Origin of the sequence: Leadbetterella sp. DM7, from assembly GCF_040829825.2 — a bacterium.
Taxonomy (GTDB): Bacteria; Bacteroidota; Bacteroidia; order Cytophagales; family Spirosomataceae; genus Leadbetterella.
Genome location: NZ_JBFOLH020000005.1, coordinates 58,026 through 83,973, shown reverse-complemented (window position 1 = coordinate 83,973; position 25,948 = coordinate 58,026). Strand labels below are relative to the sequence as shown.

The 25,948-nt window shown below is 49.8% G+C and carries 13 protein-coding genes; all 13 read right to left on the bottom strand.

Going from position 1 to position 25,948, the window contains the following annotated elements; translation table 11 throughout:
- Window positions 1–20 precede the first annotated feature (20 nt).
- The 13 genes from rodA to AB2U10_RS07605 all read right to left on the bottom strand — a co-directional run bounded on the left by rodA (window position 21) and on the right by AB2U10_RS07605 (window position 25,934).
- Window positions 21–1,301 carry a rod shape-determining protein RodA gene (gene rodA, locus AB2U10_RS07665; protein ID WP_367915153.1) on the bottom strand — a complete coding sequence of 427 codons (1,281 nt, stop codon included), beginning with the start codon at window positions 1,299–1,301 and terminating at the stop codon, window positions 21–23.
- A 1-nt stretch (window position 1,302) separates the two neighbouring features.
- The gene (locus tag AB2U10_RS07660; protein ID WP_367915152.1) at window positions 1,303–3,138 is read right to left on the bottom strand and encodes a penicillin-binding transpeptidase domain-containing protein; all 1,836 of its coding nucleotides are present in this window, start codon (window positions 3,136–3,138) and stop codon (window positions 1,303–1,305) included.
- Window positions 3,139–3,224: 86 nt separating this feature from the next.
- Window positions 3,225–4,634, bottom strand: a complete 1,410-nt coding sequence (locus AB2U10_RS07655) for a TolC family protein (RefSeq protein WP_367915151.1) — start codon at window positions 4,632–4,634, stop codon at window positions 3,225–3,227.
- Window positions 4,635–4,838: 204 nt separating this feature from the next.
- A complete protein-coding gene (locus tag AB2U10_RS07650) occupies window positions 4,839–5,501 on the bottom strand; it encodes an ABC transporter ATP-binding protein (protein WP_367915150.1) in 663 nt (220 codons plus the stop codon).
- A 101-nt stretch (window positions 5,502–5,602) separates the two neighbouring features.
- Window positions 5,603–8,050, bottom strand: a complete 2,448-nt coding sequence (locus AB2U10_RS07645; protein WP_367915149.1) for an ABC transporter permease — start codon at window positions 8,048–8,050, stop codon at window positions 5,603–5,605.
- Window positions 8,051–8,154: 104 nt separating this feature from the next.
- Window positions 8,155–8,676 (bottom strand): ABC transporter permease, encoded by a 522-nt coding sequence (locus tag AB2U10_RS07640; RefSeq protein WP_367915148.1) that lies wholly within the window; start codon window positions 8,674–8,676, stop codon window positions 8,155–8,157.
- A gap of 228 nt (window positions 8,677–8,904) precedes the next feature.
- Window positions 8,905–11,283: an ABC transporter permease gene (locus AB2U10_RS07635; protein ID WP_367915147.1), complete on the bottom strand. Its 2,379-nt coding sequence runs from the start codon at window positions 11,281–11,283 to the stop codon at window positions 8,905–8,907.
- Between the two features lie 29 nt (window positions 11,284–11,312).
- Window positions 11,313–13,739, bottom strand: a complete 2,427-nt coding sequence (locus AB2U10_RS07630; protein WP_367915146.1) for an FtsX-like permease family protein — start codon at window positions 13,737–13,739, stop codon at window positions 11,313–11,315.
- Between the two features lie 13 nt (window positions 13,740–13,752).
- On the bottom strand, window positions 13,753–16,137 hold the full coding sequence (locus tag AB2U10_RS07625) for an ABC transporter permease (RefSeq protein ID WP_367915145.1): 2,385 nt from the start codon (window positions 16,135–16,137) through the stop codon (window positions 13,753–13,755).
- A gap of 16 nt (window positions 16,138–16,153) precedes the next feature.
- Window positions 16,154–18,505, bottom strand: a complete 2,352-nt coding sequence (locus AB2U10_RS07620) for an ABC transporter permease (RefSeq protein ID WP_367915144.1) — start codon at window positions 18,503–18,505, stop codon at window positions 16,154–16,156.
- Window positions 18,506–18,545: 40 nt separating this feature from the next.
- Complete coding sequence (locus tag AB2U10_RS07615) at window positions 18,546–20,924, bottom strand: ABC transporter permease (RefSeq protein ID WP_367915143.1); 2,379 nt, start codon at window positions 20,922–20,924, stop codon at window positions 18,546–18,548.
- 139 nt (window positions 20,925–21,063) lie between these two features.
- Window positions 21,064–23,448 carry an ABC transporter permease gene (locus tag AB2U10_RS07610; protein WP_367915142.1) on the bottom strand — a complete coding sequence of 795 codons (2,385 nt, stop codon included), beginning with the start codon at window positions 23,446–23,448 and terminating at the stop codon, window positions 21,064–21,066.
- Between the two features lie 98 nt (window positions 23,449–23,546).
- The gene (locus AB2U10_RS07605; protein ID WP_367915141.1) at window positions 23,547–25,934 is read right to left on the bottom strand and encodes an ABC transporter permease; all 2,388 of its coding nucleotides are present in this window, start codon (window positions 25,932–25,934) and stop codon (window positions 23,547–23,549) included.
- Window positions 25,935–25,948: the final 14 nt, after the last annotated feature.

Sequence of the window (25,948 nt, the reverse complement as noted above, 5' to 3'; positions counted from 1 at the left end):
TTTCCTTTTTGAACAGCCCTTTACACCTTGTAGCTCCTGTGCGCATCCAGCTTCAGGAAGATAAACAGGAGTATGGTAAACGAAAGCAGCGATGAGCCCCCGTAGCTCATGAAGGGCAGTGGGATACCGATAATGGGAATAAGCCCGATGGTCATACCGATGTTAATGAGCAGGTGAAAGAAGAGGATGCTGGCTACCCCGTAGCCGTAGATCCGGGCAAATTTGAATTTCTGCTTTTCTGCGAGGTTAAAAATACGGGTAATCAGGATAAAATACAGGCCTATGACCACAAAAACGCCCACAAAACCCCACTCCTCGCCCACGGTACAGAAAATAAAGTCGGTTGACTGCTCGGGAACAAAGTCAAATTTGGTCTGGGTGCCCTGCAGGTAGCCTTTGCCCGTTAATCCTCCGGTGCCGATAGCCAGTTTAGACTGAGTGATATTCCAGCCGGCGCCCAAGGGGTCTACGTCAGGGTTGACCAGCACCCGGATACGGTTCTGCTGGTGCGGGGCAAAAACATGGTTAAATGCAAAATCTACCGCCAGCACAAAGGCACTGAAAAGGATAAAAAGGCCGATGACCCGCTGCAGGTTCTGGCGATTTCTGTCGTAGCGTTTCAGGAAGAGGTACCAGAATAAAACCGCTACCAGTGCCAGGCCGAGAATAACGATCCATATCTGGTCTTCAAATACGAGCCCGAGAATAAACAGGGCCACAAAGGCGAGAAACAGGGCCGGGTAAACACCGGGCAGGCCCTCGCGGTACAGGATGATGATAAAGGCGGCAAAAGCCAGCGCAGAGCCTGTTTCTTTCTGCAGGATGATGATCACGGGCGGTATAAAGATAAGCAGGCAGGCTTTAACCAGGTTATCCAGCTTGCTGACGGTTACCCCCTGGGTGCTCAGGTATTTGGCCAGCGCCAGCAGGGTGATGGTCTTGGCCAGCTCGGCCGGCTGAAACTGGAAGCCCCCAAACCGGAGCCAGGAGTGCGACCCTTTAATATCAGGTGCTATAAAAATAGTGAGAATAAGAACGAGTATCCAGAACCCGTAGAAAATGTAGGCGAAGGTATCGTATACTTTATAATCAATAAACAGGATGATCATTATAATAACAAATGCCAGCACCATGAACATGATCTGCTTACCTGCATTGTGATCCAGCGAGTAGATGGGCCTGGGATTATCTACGTTGTAAACCGCTGCATAGATGTTGACCAGACCGATGACCAGCAGTATGATGTAAATCCATACGGTGGTCCAGTCCAACCCCTTCTTGATGTCTATTTCTCTTGCCATATTATTCTACCTCTCTCACTGATTTTCCTCCGGCTACGGTGGTGTAGCGGGTGTTCATTATGCTTTCTTTGTATGCTTCGCGGTTATGATAACCTTTCAGGAATTTTTCCATAAGCATCCCGGCAATAGGCGCCGAAGCCCTTCCTCCAAATGTACCGTTTTCTACAACTACAGCAATTGCAATCTTTGGATTATGCTTGGGAGCAAACGCAATAAAAATAGCATGATCTTTCCCCTTTGCGTTTTGGGAAGTACCGGTTTTTCCACACACTTCTACCCCACTTATCTGAGCCGCACGGCCTGTACCTGACTGCACCACCATTTCCATACCTTTGACCACCTCTTCAAAATGCCGTTTATCTATCCCGGTTTTATGGATCTCCGTAGGTGTGGCTTTGCCTTTGGCCACATCCAGGCCCGTACTCTTTACAATGTGCGGCGTGATCCAGTATCCGCGGTTGGCAAAGACAGCCGCCATATTGGCCAGCTTCAGCACGTTCACCCCGTATTCCCCTTCACCAATACTGATGGAATAGATGGTCGAATATTTCCATTGATTTTTACCGTAGGTTTTATCGTATCTCTCGGGAGTAGGGATCAGTCCTTTGGTTTCATAAGGAAGGTCAACCCCCAGCTGGCGCCCGAAACCGAAGCGCATGATTTGTTCGTCCCATAGCTTCATCCCTTCTTCTACCGGAATCGCACGGCCCGTTTTCGGGTCGTTGTGCAATATCCGTCTCAAAACGTTATCGAAATAGGGATTACTTGATCTCATAATGGCTGTAAACAGGTTAGCGGTTTCCCCGGCGCTATGCATAGCAAACTTACTGTTTCCTGACAAAGAGGTGGAAGTAGTGATGACCCCATCGCCCAGTCCGATAGCTGCCTGTACCAGTTTAAAAGTAGACCCCGGGCGGTAGAATGCCGATACGGGCCGGTTATTCAGGGGACGGTCGGGATTACGGGTAAGAACCGCATAGTTTTTGGGAAATTCCCGGCCCGACAGCAGGGCGGGGTCGTAAGTAGGATAAGAACCCATAGCGATGATCCCTCCGGTAGCAGGCTCAATGGCCACTACAGCGCCTACTTTGCCCTGAAAAAGGGAATCGGCCAACTGCTGAACGCCCAGATCCACATAGGTGTACAGGTTATTTCCGATCACAGAGGCCGTATCGTACCGGCCTTCGTGATAAGAGCCCTTGTCCTCCATTTTCGAGTTCATGAGTACCATCCGGCTGCCTCGTGTTCCGCGCAGTTCCAGTTCATAGTATTTTTCAAGGCCGGCCAGACCGATGTAGTCACCTTTACGATAGTATTCTATTTCCTGCTCCTCGTATTGCTTTTTGGGAATCTCACCAATATAACCCAGGGCATTGGCCATGGTATTACCGGGGTAGGTACGGTAGAACGACTGTTCAAAATGAAAGCCGGGATATTGGATCATGGCGTCGATCACGCCGGAGTATTCCTGCTTCGACAGCTGGCGCAGAAAAAGTGATGCACGTAGTTTGGAATATTTCCTAGCCTGGTTCAGCATAGAATCTACATAGGGTTTATCAATGCCAAAAAGGTGGCAGAACGATACGGTATCGAACGGCAGTACTTTCTGAGGGATCACATACATGTCATATACTTCCTCGTTTGCTACAATGAGCTTACCGTGACGATCGTAGATCTGGCCCCGCAGGGGTATACTGATTTCCTTACGCACAGAGTTCAGGGCCTCGATAGTGCGGTAATCTTTGTCAATGACCTGCAGGTAAAACAGCCGGAGCAGGTAAATGGCACCGATGGTATAAATAAAAATAAGTATAGGAAATTTCCTGTTTTCGAACATGCACCTTACGATCTGGAATTGAGATACAAAGTTCTGAAAATTTACGGTCTTTTAACAGCATTTCCCCATATTAAAATTATACCCCTTTACCAGAGCGTTTCCCCCTTGTAGAAGTCGAGCAGCTTAGACCGTAACACCGCCTCATATTGCGCCGAGATCAGGTTAATATTCGCCCGGTCGAGGTTGTTTTTGGCCGTAAGATAATCAATGGAATTGCCTACCCCCTGGTTAAAACGGGTTTCAGCAGCCCGGAAAGACTCTTTGAAGGCCTGCACCTGGCGTTCCAGCGTTTCGCAGCGCTCAAGGGCTGTCTGCAGGTTAATTGCAGCCTGGTCTATGGCCTGATCCAGCCCGGTTCTGGCGGCATGGGCGGCTATCTCATTATTTTTTACGTTTAAGCGCGCCACTTTTACCCGGTTGCGCTGCTCCAGCCCGTTGAAGACGGGGATGTTCAGCGAGAGACCGAAGGAAGAAAAGAAGTTGCCTGTGAGCTGGCGGGTATAGGGAATATTATCGCTGGCATAATTACTTACCTGGCGCATAACCGGGTACTGGGCTCCGCCGATGCTTACAAAATCAGACGATGCCACGGTATTGGTATTCAGGAGAGTACTGGTGCTGGCCGCGCTGGAGTAGTTGGTGTTCACATTCACCCCCAGGCGTAAGGTAGGCCAGAGCTGTCCCCGGGCCACGTCAACGGCCTTCTCCGCACTTTTCACCCGGAAGTCGGCGGCTTTTATAGCAGCAAAGCGCTGCAGGGCCGTTTCATACACTTCCTCCGCCCGGGCTCCGTAAAGGCCGGGGAGCTCGGGATTGATCTTTTCGAGGGTCATGGGACTGCTGTAAGGCACGTTCATAAGCCGGCAAAGGTTCAGCCTCGAAGATTCCACGCTGTTGGTAGCGCTGATGACAGATAATTGCTCACCGGCATACTGGCCCTGGAGGTCTGAAAGCTGGGAGGGCGGAATGCTCCCGTCCCTGTTCAACACTTCCAGCCGCTCTACCTGCTTCCGGGTAAGCTCCAGCTGGCTTTGCATCTGGTTAAGTACGTCTTCATTGGTCAATGCGGTAAGGTAGGCCAGGATCACCTCAATGGTGAGGTTATCTTTGGCCTGCTGCAGGTCCATGCGGGCCGCCTCGTACCCGAAACGGTCGCGGGCTACGGCATTGTTCAGCGCTCCACCGCTGAAAAGAACAACCCCTGCGCTTACCCCGTAGTTTCCATAGCCCAGCTGGTTATTAACGTAGGCATTGGTGAAGGGGTCTATGCTGCGGCCCTGGTTAATGCCGTGGCCTACCGAGGCATTCACGCCGGGCAGCTTGTTCAGCCGTGACTGCTGAAGCTGGATCTCGCTGTTCTGAGCCTGGATACCCGACTGGTTGACAGCCGGGTTATTTTTCAGGGCGGTTTCAATGCATTCTTTCAGGGAAAGCGTAGTCTGGCCGTTTGCGGCGACATAGAGAAATGTGAGTATAAATACAGTTAGTTTTTTCATAATCGATATAAGTTCATATAAGTTCCGAGCGCTTAGTTCCGAGTACTTAGTTCTGAGTGCTTAGTTCGGGTACCGGGTGAGCTGTCCGCTGTTACGCGGAGCAGAGGGGGTGAGCCGGAAGTTTCGGTTACTTTAAATAGATATTTATATATTTATTTAATTAATAATTTAATATAATTTTTATTATACTAATTTTATATTTATTTAAATTTCTACTCTTCCATCCAGTAAATTAACTATCCTGGAGCCGTAGGCCGCGTTTTTTTCACTGTGGGTGACCTGGATGATGGTCATGCCTTCTTTGTTTAGCTGGGAGAAGAGTTCCATGATTTCTTCGCCTTGTTTGCTGTTCAGGTTGCCGGTAGGCTCATCGGCCAGCAGCAGGCGGGGCTTGGCGATGAGGGCCCGGGCTATGCCCACCAGCTGCTGCTGTCCGCCCGACAGCTGTGCCGGAAAGAGGTCTTTTTTACCTACAATATTGAAGCGGTCGAGCATATCGGCAACGAGGGCTTTGCGCTCGCTTGTCTTTGTGTCCTGGTAGAGCAGCGGGGTTTCGATGTTCTCATACACGGTGAGCTCATCAATGAGGTGGTAGGCCTGGAACACAAACCCGATGTATTGCCTGTAGAGGGCCGATCGTTGCTTCTCTTTCAGGGTGTGCACCGGCTCCTGCAGGAAAGTGTACTCGCCTTCGTTGAAATCGTCGAGCATACCAACCACGTTCAGCAGGGTGGATTTGCCCGAGCCTGAAGGCCCCATGATGGAGATAAACTCGCCTTCTTTTACGTTCAGGTCCACGTCTTTCAGCAGAAATACCCGGTTTCCGCCGGTGTTCACCCATTTAAAAATTCCTTTTAGTTCTAGCATATTTTTGGTTTTTGTTTTTTCGTAAAGTTGTTTTTTCGTTTTTCTGATGAGCTATATTCTGCCCTGAGGAGAAACGGCTTTACAAAAACACGACTTTACATTTATTCTGTTCTTAAGCTTTTCACCGGGTTAGCTACGGCTGCCCGGATGGCCTGGTAGCTCACGGTTAGCAGGGCGATGACCGCCGCTGCCATGGCGGCCAGCACAAATATCCACCACTGAATTTCGATCCGGAATACAAAATCCTGCAGCCACTTGTTCATCATCCACCAGGCAACGGGCGACGCGATAAGCACCGAAATCAGCACCAACGAAAGAAATTCCAGGGAAAGAAGCCGGGTGATATTAAACACGGAGGCGCCCAGCACTTTCCGTACGCCGATCTCTTTGGTACGGCTAAACGCCGTGAGCGTGGCTAGCCCGAACAAGCCGAGGCAACTGATCAGGATGGCAATGGCTGTTGCCGCGGAAACGAGCTTCCGGGTGCGCTGCTCGCTTTCGTAGAATTTCTTTATCGTATCGTCGTAAAAAGTGTATTTGAACGGTACGGCCCCATACACCTTTTTCCATTCATTTTCTATCGTATTGAGAGCCGCCGGCCATTGTTTTGTCTGCTCAGGGAGCTTGATGTTCAGTATGGAAGCCGGTCTTTTCTTCGTGGCGATTACAGAGGGGCTGATTTCTGATTTCACCCCGAACTGCTGAAAATCAGAGACCACGCCCACAATGGAGTATGCCCGGGCTTTATTCGACGGAGTCACCAGCATTTTGCCCAGGGCTTCCTGCGGCGTGCCCAGGCCGTAAGCCTCCAGCGCCTTTTCGTTGACTATAATCTCGCTCATGGTGTCAGAAGGCATGAAATTCCTGCCGGCCAGCAATTTAAATCCGTACAGCCCCAGGTAATCGGTGTCCCCGAATTTCATGTGCACCATAGACTGGAACTCCGTGGTATCCCTGTAATGGACCAGCACATTGCCCCACATGCTATTGTCCATCGGCCGGCTACCGATAGCAACTCCCGCCACAGAGGCGCTTCTTACCAGCTCATTTTTGAGCACTCTAATCTTGTCTCTCAGGGCACGGTCATTGGCCACATGGTCGGGCACCTCTACCGTGATCACCCTTTCTTTATTAAAGCCGGGGTTTTTATCGAGTGAAAACTGTATCTGCCGGTGGATAATTATGCTGCCTATGATAAACACCTGGGCTATAAAAAACTGGAATACAATCAGGCCTTTGCGTAACGAGAATCCATTTCTTCCTGCTGTTTTTTCCGTAACCCCTTTAAGCACATTTACCGTATTCACCCGGGCCGAAAGCCAGGCCGGGTAAAGCCCGGAGATCACGGAGACGCCCAGTATCAGGCTGGCCATAAAAACGATCATGCTGCCGTAGTTCATATAATTCTGAAGTCCTTCGGGAAGGAAGTCGCGGAACAGCTGAACCCCTACAGACGTAAAACCGAAGGAAATCACGGCCGCCAGGGAAGTCACCACCATCGTTTCCACAATAAACCGTACGATCAACCCACCTTTGGAGCTGCCCAGGGTTTTCCGTATCCCTATTTCTTTGGCCCGCTGAGGGAGCTGTGCCGTGCTGAGGTTGATGTAGTTGATGCAGGCCAGCACCAGCAGGAAAGCCACCGTGATCATCAGCCCGTTCAGCACTTTTTTATCAGCAGTCCTTGTCTGGGCACTCAGCCCGGGTTCAAAATGCTTTTCTGACACCGGAATGACATCATACCAGCTACGGTATTTGTATTTTTCAAAAGCTTCCTTATTCCGTTCAGTATTGAACTCGTTGAGCCGCGCCATTATCTTCGATACCTGCGCGCCTTCAGCCGGCCGGATAAATAGCAGGTCATTAGACGACTTCCCGCTCCAGAAATCATCTGCCAGATCTTCTTTCAGGAGGCCGATAAATTCATGATTGGATTCAAAGCTATTCGGAAAATCAAAGGCGGCTACCACAGCCGAGACCCTCCGTACCAGTGAGTCATCATAGGTTACGGTTTTACCGATCACCTCTCCGGGGCTCATTCCGGGGAAATAAGCGCGGGCACGCACATCCGTCAGTACCAGCTTATCGGGAGCATCCAGGGGATTCCGCTCATCACCGGCCAGGAACCTGTAGGAAAAAAGCCGGAAATAGTCGGCCGTGGTAGAAACCACCTCCAGGTCTGTTTCTTCTCCGTCTTTTACACGCCTGATCTGGTCTTTGCCCGGTACGGTAGCGTGATGATAATATTTATAGAAAGCAGGTATGGTAAACGTTGCGCCGGGAATCTGGTCTTTCAACACTTTATACACGGGCTTTGAGACACCAGCAAAACCGTTGACTTCACCGTCTGTGCTTTGGTCTTTAGAAATCAGCTGGTAAATTTTATCCGCCCCGGGTATTTCCCGGTCGTAGCTGTATTCATAATCTACCATCCGGAAAATGACCCAGGCCACGCTGATGCATACACTGAGACCCAGGATGTTCAGGAAGGTGTAAAGGCGGTTCCGCCAGAGCTGCCGCGCGAGGGTTGTTAAAAATAGCTTGATCATAGTTTTTTTGTTTTTTTGTTTTTTTGTTTTTCTGACGGGCTGTACCCGCTTTCCGGAAAAATGACTTTACGACTTCACGAAACAACAACTTTGCAACTTTACATTTATTCTGTTCTCAAACTTTTCACCGGGTTGGCTATTGCTGCTTTTATTGCCTGTGTGCTGATGGTTATTAAAGCAATAAGGATAGCACTCAGACCTGCCGCCGGAAATATCCACCATTCTATACTTACTTTATAAAAGAAATGCTCAAGCCAATCATTCATCAGCCACCAGGAAACAGGAAAAGCCACCAGGAAAGCGATAATGACCAGCTTCAAAAAGTCGATTGATAATAGGTATATGATTCTGCCAACTGATGCACCCAGTATTTTACGGATGCCTATTTCTTTTGTACGCTGCACTGCCGAAAAGGCTGCCAGCCCGAATAGCCCCAGGCAGGAAATAAAAATGGTCAGGACGGTAAAGCTTGCTGAAATGATACCCAATACCTTTTCATCTACTAATTTTTTTCGAAAACTTTCATCCGTAAACGTATATTCGAAAGGATAATCCGGGCTGTATTTTGCATAAACAGATTGCAGTAAACCTAAACTTTCAGCAGCATATTCAATTCTAACGATCACTGTTCTTATTAAACTTATCGTAACTAAACTCATTGTACACATAGAGCATCAGCAGGAAGCTGGCAGCCATACCCACAGCCAGCCCTCCTATATTGATCATAGAAGATAATTTGTTTGCAGTAAGACTTCGCCAGGCGATTTTTAAATAATTTTTAACCATCGTTATATCTATTTAACAGGATAAGATGGGTATTCCTGCTGACTTTAATAATCCCATTCCATCAATTATTATTCCGTCCTTAATGATTTCACCGGATTAGCTGCCGCCGCTCTGATGGCCTGCAAGCTGACCGTTACCAGGGCCAGGAACAGTGCTACTGCGCCGGCTGCCGCAAAGATCCACCAACCGGTTTCTACCCGGTACGAGAACTGCTCCAGCCATTTGTTCATGGCCAGCCAGGCCAGCGGACTGGCAATGACAAACGCAATGAGCACCAGCTTCACAAAGCCGGAGGAAAGCAGGGTAACGATCTGCAGCCCGGAGGCGCCCAATACTTTACGTACACCTACCTCTTTTACGCGCTGACGTACGGCGTAAGCCGACAGCCCGAAGAGCCCCAGGCAGGCCAGCAGCACAGCCAGGGAGGCAAAGATGTTGAATACGCGACCGGTGCGCATTTCGGCATTGTACATCTGCTGGTAGTCTTCATCCATAAACCGGAAAACAAACGGCCGGTAAGGCGCCAGCTGTTTCCATTTCGCTTCAATGGCCGCCAGGGTTTCCCGGACGTTATTGCCGTCTATTCTCACAATTGCCGTATTGGCCCAGGGGCTCGGGAAGAGCACCAGGGGACGGATGGAGGTGTGCAGCGACTCGAAATGGAAATCTTTTACCACTCCTTTCACTTCTCCGGGCCTGTACTCATCGAGGTACATTTTCTTCCCGATGGCTTCTTCCGGGCTCCAGCCCAGCGCGCGTGCCGCCGACTCGTTCAGGATAAAATGGAAGTAGTTCTCGGTGTAATCTTCGCTACTGACGTCCCGGATATCCTGAGCACTCAGGTCGGAACCGGCTATTAATTCGAGGCCCGTCACTTTAAGGTAGTCTTCATCTACCGGGTTAGCGGTTACGGCCATGGTCTGGCTCAGGTCACTGCCGCTCATATTATAGCCGCCACGGATGGTTACCGGGGTTTCGTACGCCAGCGATACCCCGCTTACAGCTGCCAGGGAATTAAGCTCTGATTTTACCAGCTCTCTCTTGTCATTCAGGTTCTGATCCATACCCAGCAGCACCCTGTTTTCCCGCTCATAACCCAGCTTTTTCTGCTGGATATACCGGAGCTGCGAACTGATAATAAAGGTAGAAATAATCAGGAAAACCGAGATGACAAACTGGAATACGGTCAGTCCTTTGCGCAGGGCATTGCCGGAGCCCGTATTCTTAAACGCCCCTTTCAGCACTCTGACCGGTTGAAACGATGAAAGAATCAGCGCCGGGTAGCTGCCGGCCAGGAGGGCTACTGTAATCGCCGCCAGCAACGCCGCCCCCCAAACCAGTGGGTGCCCCAGGCTGGTATACGAAAGCGTAGTGCCGGCCAGGGTGTTAAAAGAAGGCAGGAGCACCAGGGCCAGCAAAAAGCTGATCATCAGTGCCAGGAAGGTCAGCACTGCCGACTCGCTGATAAACTGCCAGAAGAGCTGTGAACGCCAGGCTCCGGCCACCTTCCGGATACCCACTTCTCTCGCCCGCTCGGTACTTCGTGCGGTAGAAAGATTGACGTAGGTAAAACAGGCAATCACCAGGATGAGCACGGCCACACCTGCAATGATATAGATATAGCTGATATTGATATTGGGCGTAAAAGCGTCATAGGGAGAATACAGGTGAATGCGGGTGAAAGGTTCGAGGTCGAAATTCACTTTAAACTCGCTGTCACCCGTTTCTTTTTTCATGAACCGGTTTACTTTGTCCTGCAGGGTATTCAGTGATTCTGCCCGGTCCATCAGGAGGTAGGTAACGTAGTTGGCATTGGAATAGGTTTCTTCCTGCAAAGGCCCGAAGCTGGAGATGGAAGCCACCATGCTGTACCGGATCTGGGAATTGGACGGGCAGTCTTCCGACACCCCGGTGACCCGGTAAGGTTGCTGGCTGCTGTTCAGCAGGAGGGTTTTGCCTACGGGATCTTCCTTCCCGAAATATTTTTCAGCCAGTGAGCGGGAGATCACCACCTGGTTAGGCGCTTTCAGCACATCAGAGGCTTTCCCGCTCAGCAATTTGAAATCAAACAGTTCGAAAAACGCAGAGTCGGCGTGAAGCACGTTATCTTCCATCCACGTTTTATCGCCGTACTTTACAATGCGGTTGTTGCTGCTCAGGCGGGTACCGCTGACCACCTCCGGGAATTGTCTCCTGAATTCGGGAAACACCTTGGTACTGGTAAAGTTTCCTTTATTTCCCGAAGTACCTATCTTGTATTCCATGATCACCCGCACCAGGCGGTCTCCCTTGCTGTGGAAGCGATCGTAGCTCAGCTCGTGCTGCAGGTAGAGCGTCAGCAGCAGGCAGCAGGTCAGCCCTACGGCCAGCCCCAGGATATTGATCAGCGCAAAGCCCTTGTTTCGGAAGAGATTGCGCCAGGCGGTTTTGAAATAGTTACGTATCATATTTTTGTTTTTTAGCTATCAGCCTTCAGCTATTCTGTTCTCAATGCTTTTACCGGGTTAGCCAGGGCTGATTTAATGGTCTGAAAACTAATGGTCAGCAGGGCTACGGTGACCGCTATGCCACCGGCCAGGGCAAAAACACCCCAGGGGATGGTGATGCGGTAGGCAAAATCAGCCAGCCAGCGGTTCATCAGCCACCAGGCTACGGGAGAAGCCAGTACAGTGGCCATCACGACCAGCTTAAGGAAATCTACCGAAAACAGCCTGACAATGGCGTGCACAGGGGCACCCAGCACTTTCCGGATGCCGATCTCCTTCACCCGCTGGGCCAGGGCCTGGGTAACCAGCCCGAAGATTCCGAGCGCCGCCAGGAACATGCTCAGTCCGCTGAAAAAGCTGAACAGGCTCAATAGCCGGCTTTCAGTGCGGTATTGCTTAGCCAGCAGGTCATCTACCCAGTTCATCTCCAGGTATTTGCCGGGGTAAAACTGCTTCAGGAGGGTTTGTACCGCTTCAGCGGCCTGCTGCGTATGGCCGGGCTCTACCCGGATCAGCATGCCTCCGTAATCGGATGAGCTTTCAGCGGCAATGAAGGTGGGTTGTAAAGGGTTTTTAAGCGACTCATTGTGAAAATCTTTGACAATTCCCACGGGGCGCGTAGGTACCCGGCGGTCCGGCACCTCCAGGTCACTGATCCCTATGGCTTTAGCACCGAAAGCCGTAACCAGCGTGGACTGGTTCAGGTAAGCATTCATGGATTGGGCCGAGTCCATCTCCATCACCTGGTCTGTATTTAATTTATCGTAGCTCAGCGTATTCCCCAGGAAACGTCCCCGCTCCAGCTTCAGTCCCAGGGTTTTCCCGAGGTCGGTATCTCCGTTGATATAATTGACCTGAATGGTCTTATCCGGGTTTTGCGGATCCTGTATTTTCCGGCTCATGGAGCCCGCGCCGCGGGATGGGATCCAGTTCGCGATGCTTACACTCTCAATACCGGTTTGCCGGAGAAGCTCATTTTTAAAGGCTTCTCCTTTCCCCTCCCAGGCCGTGAAATCTATGCTCAGCAGGTTCTCCTTATCAAAACCCAGGTCTTTGTTGTTCAGGTACCTCACCTGCATCTGCACCACCATCAGGCTGATCAAAACCACTATGGATACGGCAAACTGACCTACTACCAGTGTTCTTCTCACCCGGTTCTGGTTTCCGGCTCTGCCGGTATTGCCTTTCAGGGCATTGGAGGTTTTAAACCCGGAAATAATGAGGGCCGGGTAAATGCCGGTCAGCATGCTCAGCAAAACAATGAACAGAAGCGCTGCGGCTACCCGTCTGAAACCCGAAAAAAGCGTAAGGGTCAGCGGATGCTCCACGAAGTGCTCCAGGCGGGGCAGTCCTACCGTATAAATGATCAGTGCGCCGACTGAGGCAATGGCAAAAAACAGGAAGGATTCGGTTAAAAACTGCAGGATGATCCGGCTCTTATCTGCGCCGAGTATTTTTCTTACGCCTGTTTCCTTCAGCCTGTATACTGCCCGGGCCGAACTCAGGTTAACGAAGTTTCCACAGGCAATGAGCAGCAACAGAACGGCCACGCCGGTAAAGATCCAGACATTTTTGATATCTCCTTTCACCGATTGGCCTGCAGCAAAGTCAGAATGCAGGTAAACTGCTTTCAGGGGCTGGAATTCGTATTCTGTCACATAGCGCCCCCTGTCAAAATCTTTTGCCCGGCTATTGACTTTCCGGGTCAGGGCCTCCACATCGGTACCGGGCTTTACGAGCACATAATTCCTGGAGAAGCCCCTGAAGCCTCCCGCTGAAAGCGTCTCCGCAGAAGGTTTTGTCACCAGCAGCATGTCTGCCCTGAAAATGCTGTTGGCGGGCAGGTCGCGGATCACGCCGGTGATCAGGTAGGGCGTGCTTTCGCTGGTAAAGGAGGGAACATCATAAACGGTTTTTCCTACCGGGTCTTCTCCCCGAAAATATTTATCGCGGTAGCTTTCTGTTATGACGAGGTTACGGGTACCCTGAACCAGGGTTCCGGGCGTACCCGCCAGGATCTCCAGGTCAAGCATTTCCCAGATGGTGGAATCGGCCCGGATAAAGGAGGAGCTTATACCGCTTTCATCGGTTGCATTTAATTTAAGGCGCAGGTCTGAAGAGGAGATCCGGGCGCCGGTCTCTACTTCCGGGAATTCTGTTTTGAGATGGGTCAGCATCCCCGTATAAGACGATTCATTCTTATTGTACAGTCCCGCTCCCATCTTATCCACTGATACCAGGCGGAAGATCCGTTCGCCCCTGCTCCATTGCCTGTCGTACGACAGATCATCCATCACCACGGTGCTGACCAGCATAAAGGCGCTGAGGCCTATGGTCAGGCCCAGGATGGTGATCAGGGAATACGCCCGGTTACGGGTGAGGGTGCGCCAGGCGGTTTTGAAATAGTTACGTATCATGGGTCTGGTGTTTTCATTCTGTTCTTAAACTCTTCACCGGGTTAGCCATAGCGGCCCGTATGGCTTTTATACTTACTGTGATCAGGGCAATACCTAAAGTGATCAGGGCCGCCAGCACAAATACCCATCCGCTTACAGGGGTTTTGTACGCAAAGTTCTGAAGCCATTGGTTCATGGCCCAGTAACCTGCCGGTAATGCGATGCAGGTGGCTATGACCACCGGCTTTAACAGGTCTTTTGACAGCAGTACCACGATGCCCTTCACGGAGGAGCCCAGCACTTTCCGTACACCGATCTCCTTAAAGCGCTTGGCAGCCGTAAAGGAGGCCAGGCCAAACAGCCCCAGGCAGGCCACAAAGATGGCCAGGCCGGCAAACACGGTTAAGAGCGTTTGCTGGCGCAGGTCTTTTTTGTACATATCATTAAACTTCCGGTCTAAAAATTTATATTCCAGCGGGTAAGCAGGCGCCACTTTGCTGTATTCCTTTTTAATGAGATCTATCCCGGCCGGAATATTGCCCGGATTTAATCTGACCAGGATGACCCTTTTGTCTTCTACAGGTGAAATGACCAGGGGAGCTATATTCTCCTTTAAACTCTCAAAGTTAAAGTCGTCTACTACCCCTACGATTCTCCGTTTTGCACTGTCGCGAGCGGTATTCTGTATCCACTTACCGATGGCCTCAGCGGGTGTCCAGCCCAGGTTGGCCACAGCCGTTTTGTTAACCAGTACGGCCTCAGTGGAATCCGTAGGGAACGTAGCTGAAAAATCCCGGCCGGCAATGATCTTTAATCCCAGCGTTTTAACAAAATCAAAATCGGCAAATTCCGTCCGGGCATTCCATCGCTCGCTTCGCCCCTCCACATCAAACACGTACCCGTCAAAAAAGCCTCCCGGCTCGCCGGACATCCAGGATACCTCCTGCACGGCGCTGTGCTGTTTCAGGCCGGTTTTAAATGCATCCAGATTCCTGTAGATATCTTCGTTATCCACCGGCAGGCTCACCGTCTGCTCCTGGTTATAGCCCAGCTGCATGCCTTTCACATAGTTCATTTGCCGGGTGATGATCAGTGTACCTACAATGAGAAATACGGAGATGCTGAACTGCACCACCACCAGTACCTGCCGGAAAGAAGCACCGTTTTTACCCAGGTTCAGCCGGCTTTTCAAGGCCTGCACCGGAGAAAAAGCCGACAGTACAAAGGCCGGGTAACTTCCCGCCAGGAAGCCTACTACTACGATTACCCCCACGAGAAAGAGCCAGAGGTTCGGCGTATTCCACGAGACGGTCAGGGAATAGCCCAGCAACTGGTTATACCAGGGCATGGTCAGCCACAGGAGCAGTACCGCCAATACGCAGGATATGAGGGTGAGCAGCACGCTCTCACCGATGAACTGCCCCACCAGGTGGTTTCTAAGTGCTCCGAGTACTTTACGCAGGCCTACTTCTTTGGACCGTTCTGCCGCCCGGATGGTGGAGAGGTTCATGAAATTGATGCAGGCGATCAGCAGGATGAGCACGGCAATGGAGAGGAAAATAAACACCACTGTTTTATCACCGTGCCGGATACTGTCGCCGAATTCAGCCGGTGCTTCAAAATAAATATCTTTCAGCGGGGTAAGCGAAAGCCCCCAGGCGAACCCGTATTTGCGCATATCAGCGCCGAGGTATTTCTCCATGTACTGCGGAAATTGCTTTTCTACCTGCTCCTGGGTAGTGCCGGGGCTCAGCTGCACGTACGTAAATACGCCGTTATTGATCCAGGTGGTCATATCCCCCCTGTCCTTATAGTTTTCAAGCGGCACCATCAGGTCAAACTGAAGATGGGAATTGGAGGGCACATCTTTCGCAATACCGCTTACCGTAAGGAGCAGATCTTTGTGAAGGGTGATCTGCTTGCCCATGGCCTCTTCTACCGTTCCGAAGTATTTCTTTGCCGTGCTTTCGGTCAGCACCACCCGGGCCGGATCCTGCAGCACGGTAGCGGCATCGCCTTTGAGCAGGGGAAAAGAAAACAGGCGGAAGAAATCGCTGTCTGCATTTACCACCCTTTTCTCCCGGAACGAGCGGTCGCCAATGGTCACCAGGTCCTCGGCCGTGCTTACCCGTACCGATCGCTCGATCTGCCCTTTAAAATCATTCATCAGCGCCGGTGAATGCATTCCGGATAAGTACGCCACACTGCCCGGCTGGCCATCGCGCTCATACGAGCGCAGGACGCGGTAAATGCGGTCACCGTTAGCATGAAACTTATCCACGCTGAATTCATTCATAATAAAGAGAAAGATCATCATGCAAACGGTAATGCCGATGGTCAATCCCAGGATATTGATGAAAGAGAACACTTTGCTCTTCATCAGGTTCCTAAGGGCGATTTTTAAATAATTTCGTATCATGGTTTTTAGGTTTAAGCTATTCTGTTCTTAAACTTTTCACCGGGTTTGTCCTCGCCGCTTTTATGGTATTTAAGCTAACTACCACTAATGCCAGTAGTAAAACCAACATACCTACAATTCCAAACAGCCAGATACTAATATCAATACGGTAGGTATATTTTTCCAGCCAGTTGTGCATAAGCCACCATGCCAATGGTGTGGCAATAACAAACGCAATCAATACCAGCTTTAAGAAATCTTTTGAAATAAGCAAGAGCAATTGCCGCACGGTGGCGCCCAATACTTTGCGGATACCGATTTCTTTGAAACGTTTTTCGATGGTAAACGATGCCAGGCCCGCCAGGCCAATGCAGCAAATAAAAATAGCAAGACCTGCAAAAATATTCGTGAGTTTGCTGATGAGCTCTTCGGTCAGAAATTTCTTTTGAAATTCCTGGTCCACAAACTTGTACTCAAAAGGCACAGCAGGGTTATATTTTTTAAAAATGGTTTCAATGGCTGCAATCGCTTTTTGCGGCATTATTCCTTCTTTTAAACGGAGGGTATTCATGGAAGACCTGATGGGATCATACATGATCATCATGGGATACGCTGGTTCAAAAGGCGAAGTCATGATTACATTATCTGAAACTCCGATAACGGTGTAGGTTCTTCCATAGCGCATTTGCCTGCCAACCGGGTTTTGTAGTTGCATGGCATCAACGGCCGCTTTATTCAAAATCATGGAGGCAGAGTCTGAAGGTGTGCCGGAGAAGTCCCGGCCCTGAAGCATTTTAATGTTCATGGTTTTGCTGAAGTCAACATCAACGCCCAACCCACCCATGATAATCTGAGCATCAGCCGGCTTGCCATCATAATCAGGAGCGCCGGTATTCCACCACACTTCTGTTATCGGAGATGATGTTCTTGTAACGTTGCTGATCATACGGGTTGCAAGCAACTCCTGTTTTATCACAGCAAAACTTTTATCTGTATCCGGCGTTGACGGTATCATGATAAGATTATCGGGGTTATATCCCAGGTCACGATCTTTTACATGCTCTATCTGGCGGTACACAATAATGGTTGCAGAAATGAGAAGAATAGAAATTACGAATTGCGATACCACCAGTACATGCCTTGGCAATATTGTTCTTTTCCCGGCAGTGAATGAACCTTTCAAAACCCGAACCGGGTTGAATGAAGAAAGATATAATGCCGGGTAACTTCCAGCTACCAACCCGGTAAACAAAATAATTCCAACCGCCCCCAGCCAGAATATGGGCCCGGATACATCCAGCGAAATATGCTTGTTTATAAGTAAATTAAATGAGGGTAGCAGTAACACCACCGTTGCTACAGCGAGCACGAAAGCAATCAGCGTCAATATCATTGACTCAAGAAAGAATTGCAGAATCAGCTGTTTTTTGCCTGAGCCCAGTGTTTTCCGGATACCTACTTCTTTTGCACGTTTTTCGCTTCTTGCGGTTGACAGGTTCATGAAGTTGATACAGGCTATCAATAAAATAATCACCGCTACCATAGAAAACAGGCGTACATATTCTATCATACCGCCGGTGTTTATACCCTGGTTAAAATCACTGTAAAGGCGCCAGCGGCTCATAGGAAACACAAAATAGCTGCTGATATCATCGTTACCATGCGATCTCTTTAGCTGAGTAATGCTTTTGTTCAGCATAGCTGTGTCAGCATTCGGAACAGTTTGTATAAATACATTCCATGAAGAATTTACCCATTCGTTCATAGAACGTTTTGTACGCGGGTCATTATAATTAAACGGTGTAAGCCAGTCAAACTGAAAGGTAGAGTTTCCGGGTATGTCCTTTAATACACCCGTAACTTTTACATCACGGTCATTATCGAAACGTAACACCTTGTTAATGGGATCTTGTATACCGAAAAATGCTTTTGCAGCGGATGCTGTCAGCACAATAGAGTTGGGCTCTTTCAAAGCGGTTGCGGCATTGCCCTTTATAAATTCCCACGGGAACAAGTCGAAATAATGTTCACTTACCGTGTACCCCTCCTTTTTTAGTTTAACGTTGTCGTGTGTAAGCACCCGGGGCTGGGGGTGAGTGGTAACCGCGGCATGCTTTATCAGTGAAGAGCTACGTTCAAGTTCAGCCGCAAGCGGTAGCACCATACTTCTGTCGGTAAACACCTGGTTATTAAAATCGCGGTTAGCAATGACCTGGTAAATAGTATCATAGTTTTCATGAAACTTATTATATACCAATTCATCCTGTACCCATAAAGAAATGAGAATGGTGCAGGTAATGCCAATGGTTAACCCAAGTAGGTTGATTAACGAAAAGCCTTTATTGCGAAGCAGGTTCCGCCAGGCGATTTTGAAATAATTACGTATCATATTTTTAGTTTTGAGCTATCAGCTTACTGAAGGCTAATAGCTATTCCGTTCTTAATGATTTCACCGGGTTAGTCAGCGCCGCTTTTATGGCCTGGAAGCTGACCGTCAGCCCGGCTATTACCAGGGAGATAATGCCCGTGACGGCAAATACCCACCACTCGATGGAGATGCGGTAGTTATACCCGCTAAGCCAGCGGCTCATCACATACCAGGCGATGGGCGCTGCCACGCCGAAGGCGATGATCACCAGCTTCAGGAAGTCTTTAGATAGCAGCAGGGTGATATTCCGGACACTGGCGCCTAACACCTTCCGCACGCCTACTTCTTTCACCCGACTGGCTGCCATGTAGGCGGAAAGCCCGAAAAGGCCCAGGCAGGAGATGATAATGGTCAGGAGGGCAAACAGGCTGGACAGCGTGCCCGTACGCCGGGTGTCGTCAAATTTCAGGGCGTACTGTTCGTCTACAAACTGGTATTCAAACGGGTAATGCGGGTTAAACTGTTCGAACACCTTCTGGATGGTGGCCAGGTTATCGGCCACGGCCCTGTCCGGGTTCAGCCGGATATGCAGCACATTAAACCAGGCCGAGGGGCCGTTAATCATCATGGGGGCTACCGGCTCAAACGGAGATGCGATAATAAAGTCTTTCACCACGCCCACTACGGTCCACTTTTCATCGTCATCGGTAATGACTTTCCCCACGGGATCTTTTAAGCGCATTCTTTTTACGGCGGTTTCGTTCAGGAGCACGGCGCTGGAATCGGAGACGTGCTGTGTAACATCAATGTCGCGGCCCTCTACCAGCTGGGTACCCATGACCTTCATAAAGTCGCCGTCCGTGCTGAACCGGATAAAATCCAGCTTTTCATCTTCCGGAGTACTACCCGGCCAGGAAAATCCCCAGCTGTCGCTCGAGTGCTGGGTAATGGGACTCATGGATTTTGTGACGGCATCCACGGCTCCGCTGGCCAGCAGCGACTGCTTAATGGAAGAGTAGCGTTTCCCGATATCGCCCTGAAGCGATACATAGATGAGTCCATTCTTATTGTAGCCCAGCTCCCGGTTCTGGGCATGCCGGATCTGCCGCTGAATGATCAACGTAGAGATGATCAATACGATGGCAAAGGTGAACTGGATCACCACCAGCACCTTGCGCGGATCCAAAGCGGCTTTGGCCCTTCTGAAAGTACCTTTAAGCACTTTTACCGGGCTGAATGACGACAGGAAGAAGGCCGGATAGCTGCCGGCCAGGAAACCCGTAAAGAGGATAAAACCGGTAAGCTGTGCCCAGAAGGCCGGGTTACCGTAGTCCAGGAACAGCTGCTTACCCACCAGGTCATTAAAGTAAGGCAGGCTGAGCTGCACGATGAGCACAGCCAGCACGCCCGCCATGAGGGACAGCAGGACGCTCTCACCGATAAACTGTACAATGAGCGAGGCCTTGCCGGCACCCACCACTTTACGGATACCCACTTCTTTGGCCCGTTTTTCACTGCGGGCCGTGCTCAGGTTCATAAAATTAATACAGGCAATCAGCAGGATAAAGATGGCGATGACCGCAAACAGCCTTACCGTAACGATGCGGCCGTCAGTCAGCTGCCCGTTTTCACTTTTTCCGTAGAGATATACCCGGCTGAGCGGGTAGCCGAACACCTCGGTGGTGGCCTTGTTACCTTCCGGGCTGTGGTCTATGGTAACGGTTCTTACTTTTGTGTTAAACTGTTCCGGAGATACCCCTTCTTTCAGCAATGCATAGGTGGTCACCGAGTTATTCCCCCACCATTCATCATCCCACCCAAGTTTTTTCATGTAAGACCAGGGCAGCAGGTAACTGACCGTGGTCCGGCTGTTGATCCGGGTAGTATTCGGAAAATCTTTCATTACCCCCGTCACCGTAAATATATCTGTGCTGTCCAGTTTAACGGTCTTTCCCATAGCGTCCTCTTCACCAAACAACTTTTTGGCGTAGCTTTCGGTAAGTACGATGTGGTTTACCGCATCCAATGCCGTAGTACTGTTTCCTTCCAGCATCTCATAGTCAAACATATCCAGGAAGCCCTTGTCCACAAAAAAGCCCTGTTCATTCAGCTTCTTGTCGCCTGCCGTAAATAAGAAGTTGGCCCACGACACGCGCACGGCGTCCTCCACCTCCGGGTAATCTTTTTTCAGCACAGCGGCCATCACCTTTGGTGTGGTACCCCAGGCATGTTTTTCCCCACTGAAGGTATCGCGGTTATACATCAGGTATATGCGATCTGTTTTAGGAAAAGTGCGGTTCATGCTCATTTCATTCTGAATCCACAAAAGAATCAGGATAGCTGCCGCCATGCCTATGCTCAGGCCGCTGATATTCAGAAACGCAAACCCTTTTTCCCGCCTCAGGTTCCGCCACGCAATTTTGAAATAGTTTCGAATCATTGTTTATAGCTTTTTCGTTTGGGTGCTTTCTTTTTTTGTAAAGTCGTAATTTCGTTTTTCTGGCGGGTTATATCCAGTTTTCTGGAAAATCGGCTTCACGAAAAACAGCTTTACAAAATCATAAAAAACAACTTTACTTTTACTCCGTTCTCAAACTCTTCACCGGGTTGGCCAGGGCTGCCCTGATGGCCTGCCAGCTTACCGTAGCCAGGGTGATCAGCAGGGCCGCAACTGCGGCAAGCACAAAAACTACCCAGCTGATACTGATCCGGTAATCGTAATTGGCCAGCCAGTCATTGAGATAATACCAGGCTATCGGCACAGCTATAATGCACGACAATAACACCAGTAATACAAACTCTCCGGATAACAGGCGCCAGAGGTTTGCCACGCTTGCCCCCAATACCTTACGGATGCCTATTTCCTTAGTGCGCTGTTCAGCCACGAAGCTGGCCATGCCAAACAGCCCGAGACAGGAGATAAAGATGGCCAACACAGCGAACCACGACGAAAGCTTTCCGATCCGCTCTTCTCCCCTGAACTTGTCACCGAAAGCTTCGTCAACAAAAGTGTAACCAAAAGGAGCTTCCTTAATATGTTTTTTCCAGACACTTTCTATCGAGCTTATGGATTCTGTCACGCTCCGGTCCGGGTTAAGCCGGATCAGCAGGTTAGGCAGATCAGCATAGTCACGGATATGATACAGCGATGGGCGAACAGGGAAAAAAGGTGATTCCTGCAACAGGTCGCTGACCACACCGATGATGGTGTACGGCTGGTTATTCCATCTCAGCGTTTTGCCTACGGGGTCTTTCATTCCCAAAAAGTCTGCCGCAGATTGGTTTATGACAAAAGCGGCCGAATCGGTGGCAAATTCCTTTGAAAAATCGCGACCTGCCTTAATTTTCCATTGGATGGTTTTGCCATATTCGTAAGACACGCCGCTGTTGGGAAAATCAACGGCCAGGTTGGGGTCTTTTCCCTCCCATTCAAAACCGCCGTTGGTGTTCCATGCACTGGTAAGCGGACTGTAGGTGGCCGCCATCGATTCAATAGCTCCCGTTTGGAGCAATTCAGTCCTTACGGCATCAAAATGCCTGCCTATTTCCTCCTGCATGCTCAGATTGATCAGGCCACTGCGGTTATACCCTATGGGCCGGTTTTTGGCATACCGGATCTGCTGATACACAATCAGGGTGCCGATGACCAGTACGACAGATACCGTAAACTGGACAACTACCAAAACCCGGCGGGGCACACTGGCAAACCGGCCAGCTTTAAACGTGCCTTTCAGCACTTTTAAAGGCTGGAAAGAAGACAGATAAAACGCGGGGTAACTTCCGGCCAGCAAACCGGTGATCCACATGAACGCCAGGCTGATCAGCCAGAAGAAAGGATGCTGCCAGGGGAGTTCCATTTTTTTCCCGGCTATCTCGTTAAAGAGGGGTAAAAGGATGATCACCAACAGCAATGAGAGGATAAAGGCCAGCAGCACGATCACATAGGATTCTGCAAAAAAACGGCCTATAAGTTGCCAGCGGAATGAACCTACCGTTTTCCGGATTCCTACTTCTTTCGCCCGCTTTTCACTTCTGGCAGTGCTCAGGTTCATAAAGTTGATACAGGCCAGCAACAAAACAAACAGGCCTATCAGGCTGAACAGCTTCACGTAGCGGATACTCCCGCCCGTATTTATCCCGTCTTTGAATTCACTATACAGCTTCCATTTGCTCATGGGGTGCAGGAAAACCACCCACTGGTATTTTTTTTCGCTTTCACCTACATTGTCCCGCTTTACATTTTTAATTTTAGCAGAAACCCGGCTCAGGTCTGCGTTATCGGCCAGCTGGGCAAATGTCTGGGAAAAGTTACTTGACCACGGGCTGCTCATGGTTTTCACCCAGGGGTTCTGAACAACCCACAAGTCCCAGGGCATCATGATTTTAACGGCCCTGAACGTGGTATTCTCCGGAAGATCTTCATAGACCCCGGTCACTTTTACCTCATGGAGCTTATCCAACCGTATGGTTTTATAAAGGGGATCTTCCTTCCCGAATATAGCTTCTGCTGCTGAGGCGGAAAGAAAGATGGAATGAGCGTCTTTTAATCCGACACGGGTTCCTTTCAACATTTTGAGCGACAGCATATCCGGTGCACCGGGTTCAAAAAACATTCCTTCCTGCATCAGGTGCTTATCGCCCACCGAGATCATGTGCTCTCCCTGCCAGGAAGCCTGGATCACATGCTTAAAATCACTGCCGTACCGCGCACGGATCTCCGGACCCATAGCGGCCGGGTTAGATACCTGCGTACTTATCTTACCATTAAAATTGGCGTGCTGCATGACCTGTACGATGCGGTCATAATTCTGATGGTATCGATTGAATGTCAATTCATCGTGCACCCATAAACCGATCAGCATGGCCACAGCCATACCCACAGCCAGCCCTCCTACATTGATGGCGCTGTAGCCTTTGCTTCGGACAAGGCTCCGAAAGGCGATTTTGAAATAGTTTCGTATCATGGGTTTTTCTGTTTTTTTGTTTTTTCGTAATTTCGCTTTTCTGATGCGTTGTATTCTGCTTTCCGGAAAAACGGCTTCACGAAAAAATGACTTTACTTTTACTCCGTTCTCAAACTCTTCACCGGGTTGGCAAGGGCCGCTTTAATGGCCTGGAAGCTTACCGTAACCAGGGTAACCAGCACAGCACCGGCCACCGACAGGGCAAATACCCACCATCGGATGCTGATCCGGTACTCATATCCCTGCAGCCAGCCATTCAGGTAATAGTAGGCTAACGGAATAGATATCAGGCAGGCAATCAGCACCAGCAATACAAAATCTTTCGACAGCAATTGCCACAAATTGAATACCGATGCCCCTACTATCTTGCGGATACCGATCTCTTTGGTGCGCTGCTCGGCCACAAAAGAGGCCAGCCCGAACAGGCCCAGGCAGCTGATCAGGATAGCCAGACCGGCAAAAAAGGTAGCCAGGGTGCCCACTCTTTCTTCCTGGGCGAATTTTGCAGCGTATTCTTCATCGGCAAATTTGTAGTCAAACGGCGCCGACGGAATAACCCTTTTAAAGACGTTTTCCACCACAGCCAGCGACTCCTTCGTACTTTTAGCAGGGTTCAGCCGGAGGGTGATCCAGTTGACATTGCCATAGTTTAAGAGGTATACAGCCTGTTTTACCGGCTTGAACGGTGAGCTGGCGACCATATTTTTTACTACACCAATGATGGTAAAGTTTTCGCTGTTACCCCACCTGATCGTTTTGCCGACCGGGTTTTTCAGGTTCATAAAATCAATGGCCGCTTCATTAATCAGGATGGCGGAAGAATCGGTGGGGAAGTCGCGGGAGAAATCTCTCCCTTCGGCCATTTCAAAGCCTACCGTCTTCCCGTAGTCATGCGTTACCCAAAAGGTGGCAAAGTCGGTATCCAGGTTCGGGTCTTTCCCTTCCCAGTCAAAGCCTCCGCTATTGCTCCACACGGCCGTCAATGGACTGGACGATTCGGCCATTTCTGTTATAGCACCTTTTTGTTTCAGCTCTGTCCTTAATATGTCATATTTCCCGTAAAATTCGGGGGTACTCATGGCTATCATCACCAGGCCGCTCCTGTCATAGCCTACCGGCCGGTTTTTGGTATGCTGAATCTGCTGGTAAACGATGATCGTGCCGATGATCAGGGCTACCGATACGGTGAATTGTGTTACCACCAGTGCTTTCCGGGGCAAGCCGGCCAGTTTTCCAGCTTTAAAAGTGCCTTTCAGCACTTTTACCGGCTTAAAGGAAGAAAGAAATAAAGCCGGGTAGCTGCCTGCCAGTAAACCTGTTATCACCGTAAACAGCAGGCAGACCATCCAGAAACCCGCATTTCCCCACGGAATATTCATTTGCTTCTGGGCCACTCTGTTAAACCAGGGCAGGAGCAGCTGTGTGAAGAGAAGAGCAAAGAAAAAGGCGATAAAAGCGACCAGCAGGGATTCGCAAAGGAACTGGCCGATCAGCTGCCCTCTGACAGACCCCACGGTCTTCCGGATGCCTACTTCTTTCGCCCGTTTCTCCGAACGGGCCGTGCTCAGGTTCATAAAATTAATGCAGGCCAGTAGCAGCACAAATGCGCCTATCACAGCAAACATCCGTACGTATTCGATCAGTCCGCCCGTCTGAACGCCGTTTTTCCAGTTAGAATGCAGGTGCCAGTCTTTCATCGGAAACAGGAAAATCTCCGAATTGTATTTCTTATCCTCATCCGGAACCCGGTTCAGCTTGGAATGGAGGATATGCTTGTTTACCGTAGCAAAATCTGTATGATCATTGATCTGTGCAAATGCCTGGAAAGAATTGTTGCCCCATTGGGTTTGGGCATTTTTCAGCCACGGCTCGGTCGTCACGTATAAGTCCCAGGGAGCAAGAAATTCCAGGTCGCGGAAAGTGGTATTATAGGGCAGGTCTTCAAAAACCCCGGTCACCTTTACTTCATGCGAATTGTCAATTTTCAGGATCTGCCCCATGGGGTCCTGGTCAGCAAAGAACGCCTTAGCCGCGCTTGACGACAAGAGGATACTCCGGGGATCGTTCAACCCGTTCAGGCTGCCTTTCACCATTTTCAGGGAAAGAATTTTCGGACCGTCTTTGTCAATGTATATCCCGTTTTTTTTCTGGTGATCGTTTCCCCTGCTCAGGATGTTATCGCCCTGCCAGGAGGCCATGGCCAGGTATTTGAAATTGTCTCCGTAATGGGTTTTCAGCTCTTCACCCAAAGGCATAGGTAAAGATTCTCCCGTATAAATTTGCCCGTTTGCTGTCTGTTTCTGCATTATACGGGCTACCCTATCGTAATTTTTGTGGTACCGATCATAGGTCAGCTCATCTAATAACCAGAATCCGATGAGCATGGCCACTGCCATACCCATGGCCAGTCCGCCGATATTAATGGTGGAGAACTGCTTGTTTTTAAGCAGGTTTCTCCAGGCGATTTTGAAATAATTCTGTATCATTTCTTTTTGTCTTT

Bases quoted from the DNA above. Each gene is read 5' to 3' on its own strand.
- rodA (WP_367915153.1), bottom strand. From the start codon at position 1,301: ATGGCAAGAGAAATAGACATCAAGAAGGGGTTGGACTGGACCACCGTA.
- AB2U10_RS07660 (WP_367915152.1), bottom strand. From the start codon at position 3,138: ATGTTCGAAAACAGGAAATTTCCTATACTTATTTTTATTTATACCATC.
- AB2U10_RS07655 (WP_367915151.1), bottom strand. From the start codon at position 4,634: ATGAAAAAACTAACTGTATTTATACTCACATTTCTCTATGTCGCCGCA.
- AB2U10_RS07650 (WP_367915150.1), bottom strand. From the start codon at position 5,501: ATGCTAGAACTAAAAGGAATTTTTAAATGGGTGAACACCGGCGGAAAC.
- AB2U10_RS07645 (WP_367915149.1), bottom strand. From the start codon at position 8,050: ATGATCAAGCTATTTTTAACAACCCTCGCGCGGCAGCTCTGGCGGAAC.
- AB2U10_RS07635 (WP_367915147.1), bottom strand. From the start codon at position 11,283: ATGATACGTAACTATTTCAAAACCGCCTGGCGCAATCTCTTCCGAAAC.
- AB2U10_RS07630 (WP_367915146.1), bottom strand. From the start codon at position 13,739: ATGATACGTAACTATTTCAAAACCGCCTGGCGCACCCTCACCCGTAAC.
- AB2U10_RS07625 (WP_367915145.1), bottom strand. From the start codon at position 16,137: ATGATACGAAATTATTTAAAAATCGCCCTTAGGAACCTGATGAAGAGC.
- AB2U10_RS07620 (WP_367915144.1), bottom strand. From the start codon at position 18,505: ATGATACGTAATTATTTCAAAATCGCCTGGCGGAACCTGCTTCGCAAT.
- AB2U10_RS07615 (WP_367915143.1), bottom strand. From the start codon at position 20,924: ATGATTCGAAACTATTTCAAAATTGCGTGGCGGAACCTGAGGCGGGAA.
- AB2U10_RS07610 (WP_367915142.1), bottom strand. From the start codon at position 23,448: ATGATACGAAACTATTTCAAAATCGCCTTTCGGAGCCTTGTCCGAAGC.
- AB2U10_RS07605 (WP_367915141.1), bottom strand. From the start codon at position 25,934: ATGATACAGAATTATTTCAAAATCGCCTGGAGAAACCTGCTTAAAAAC.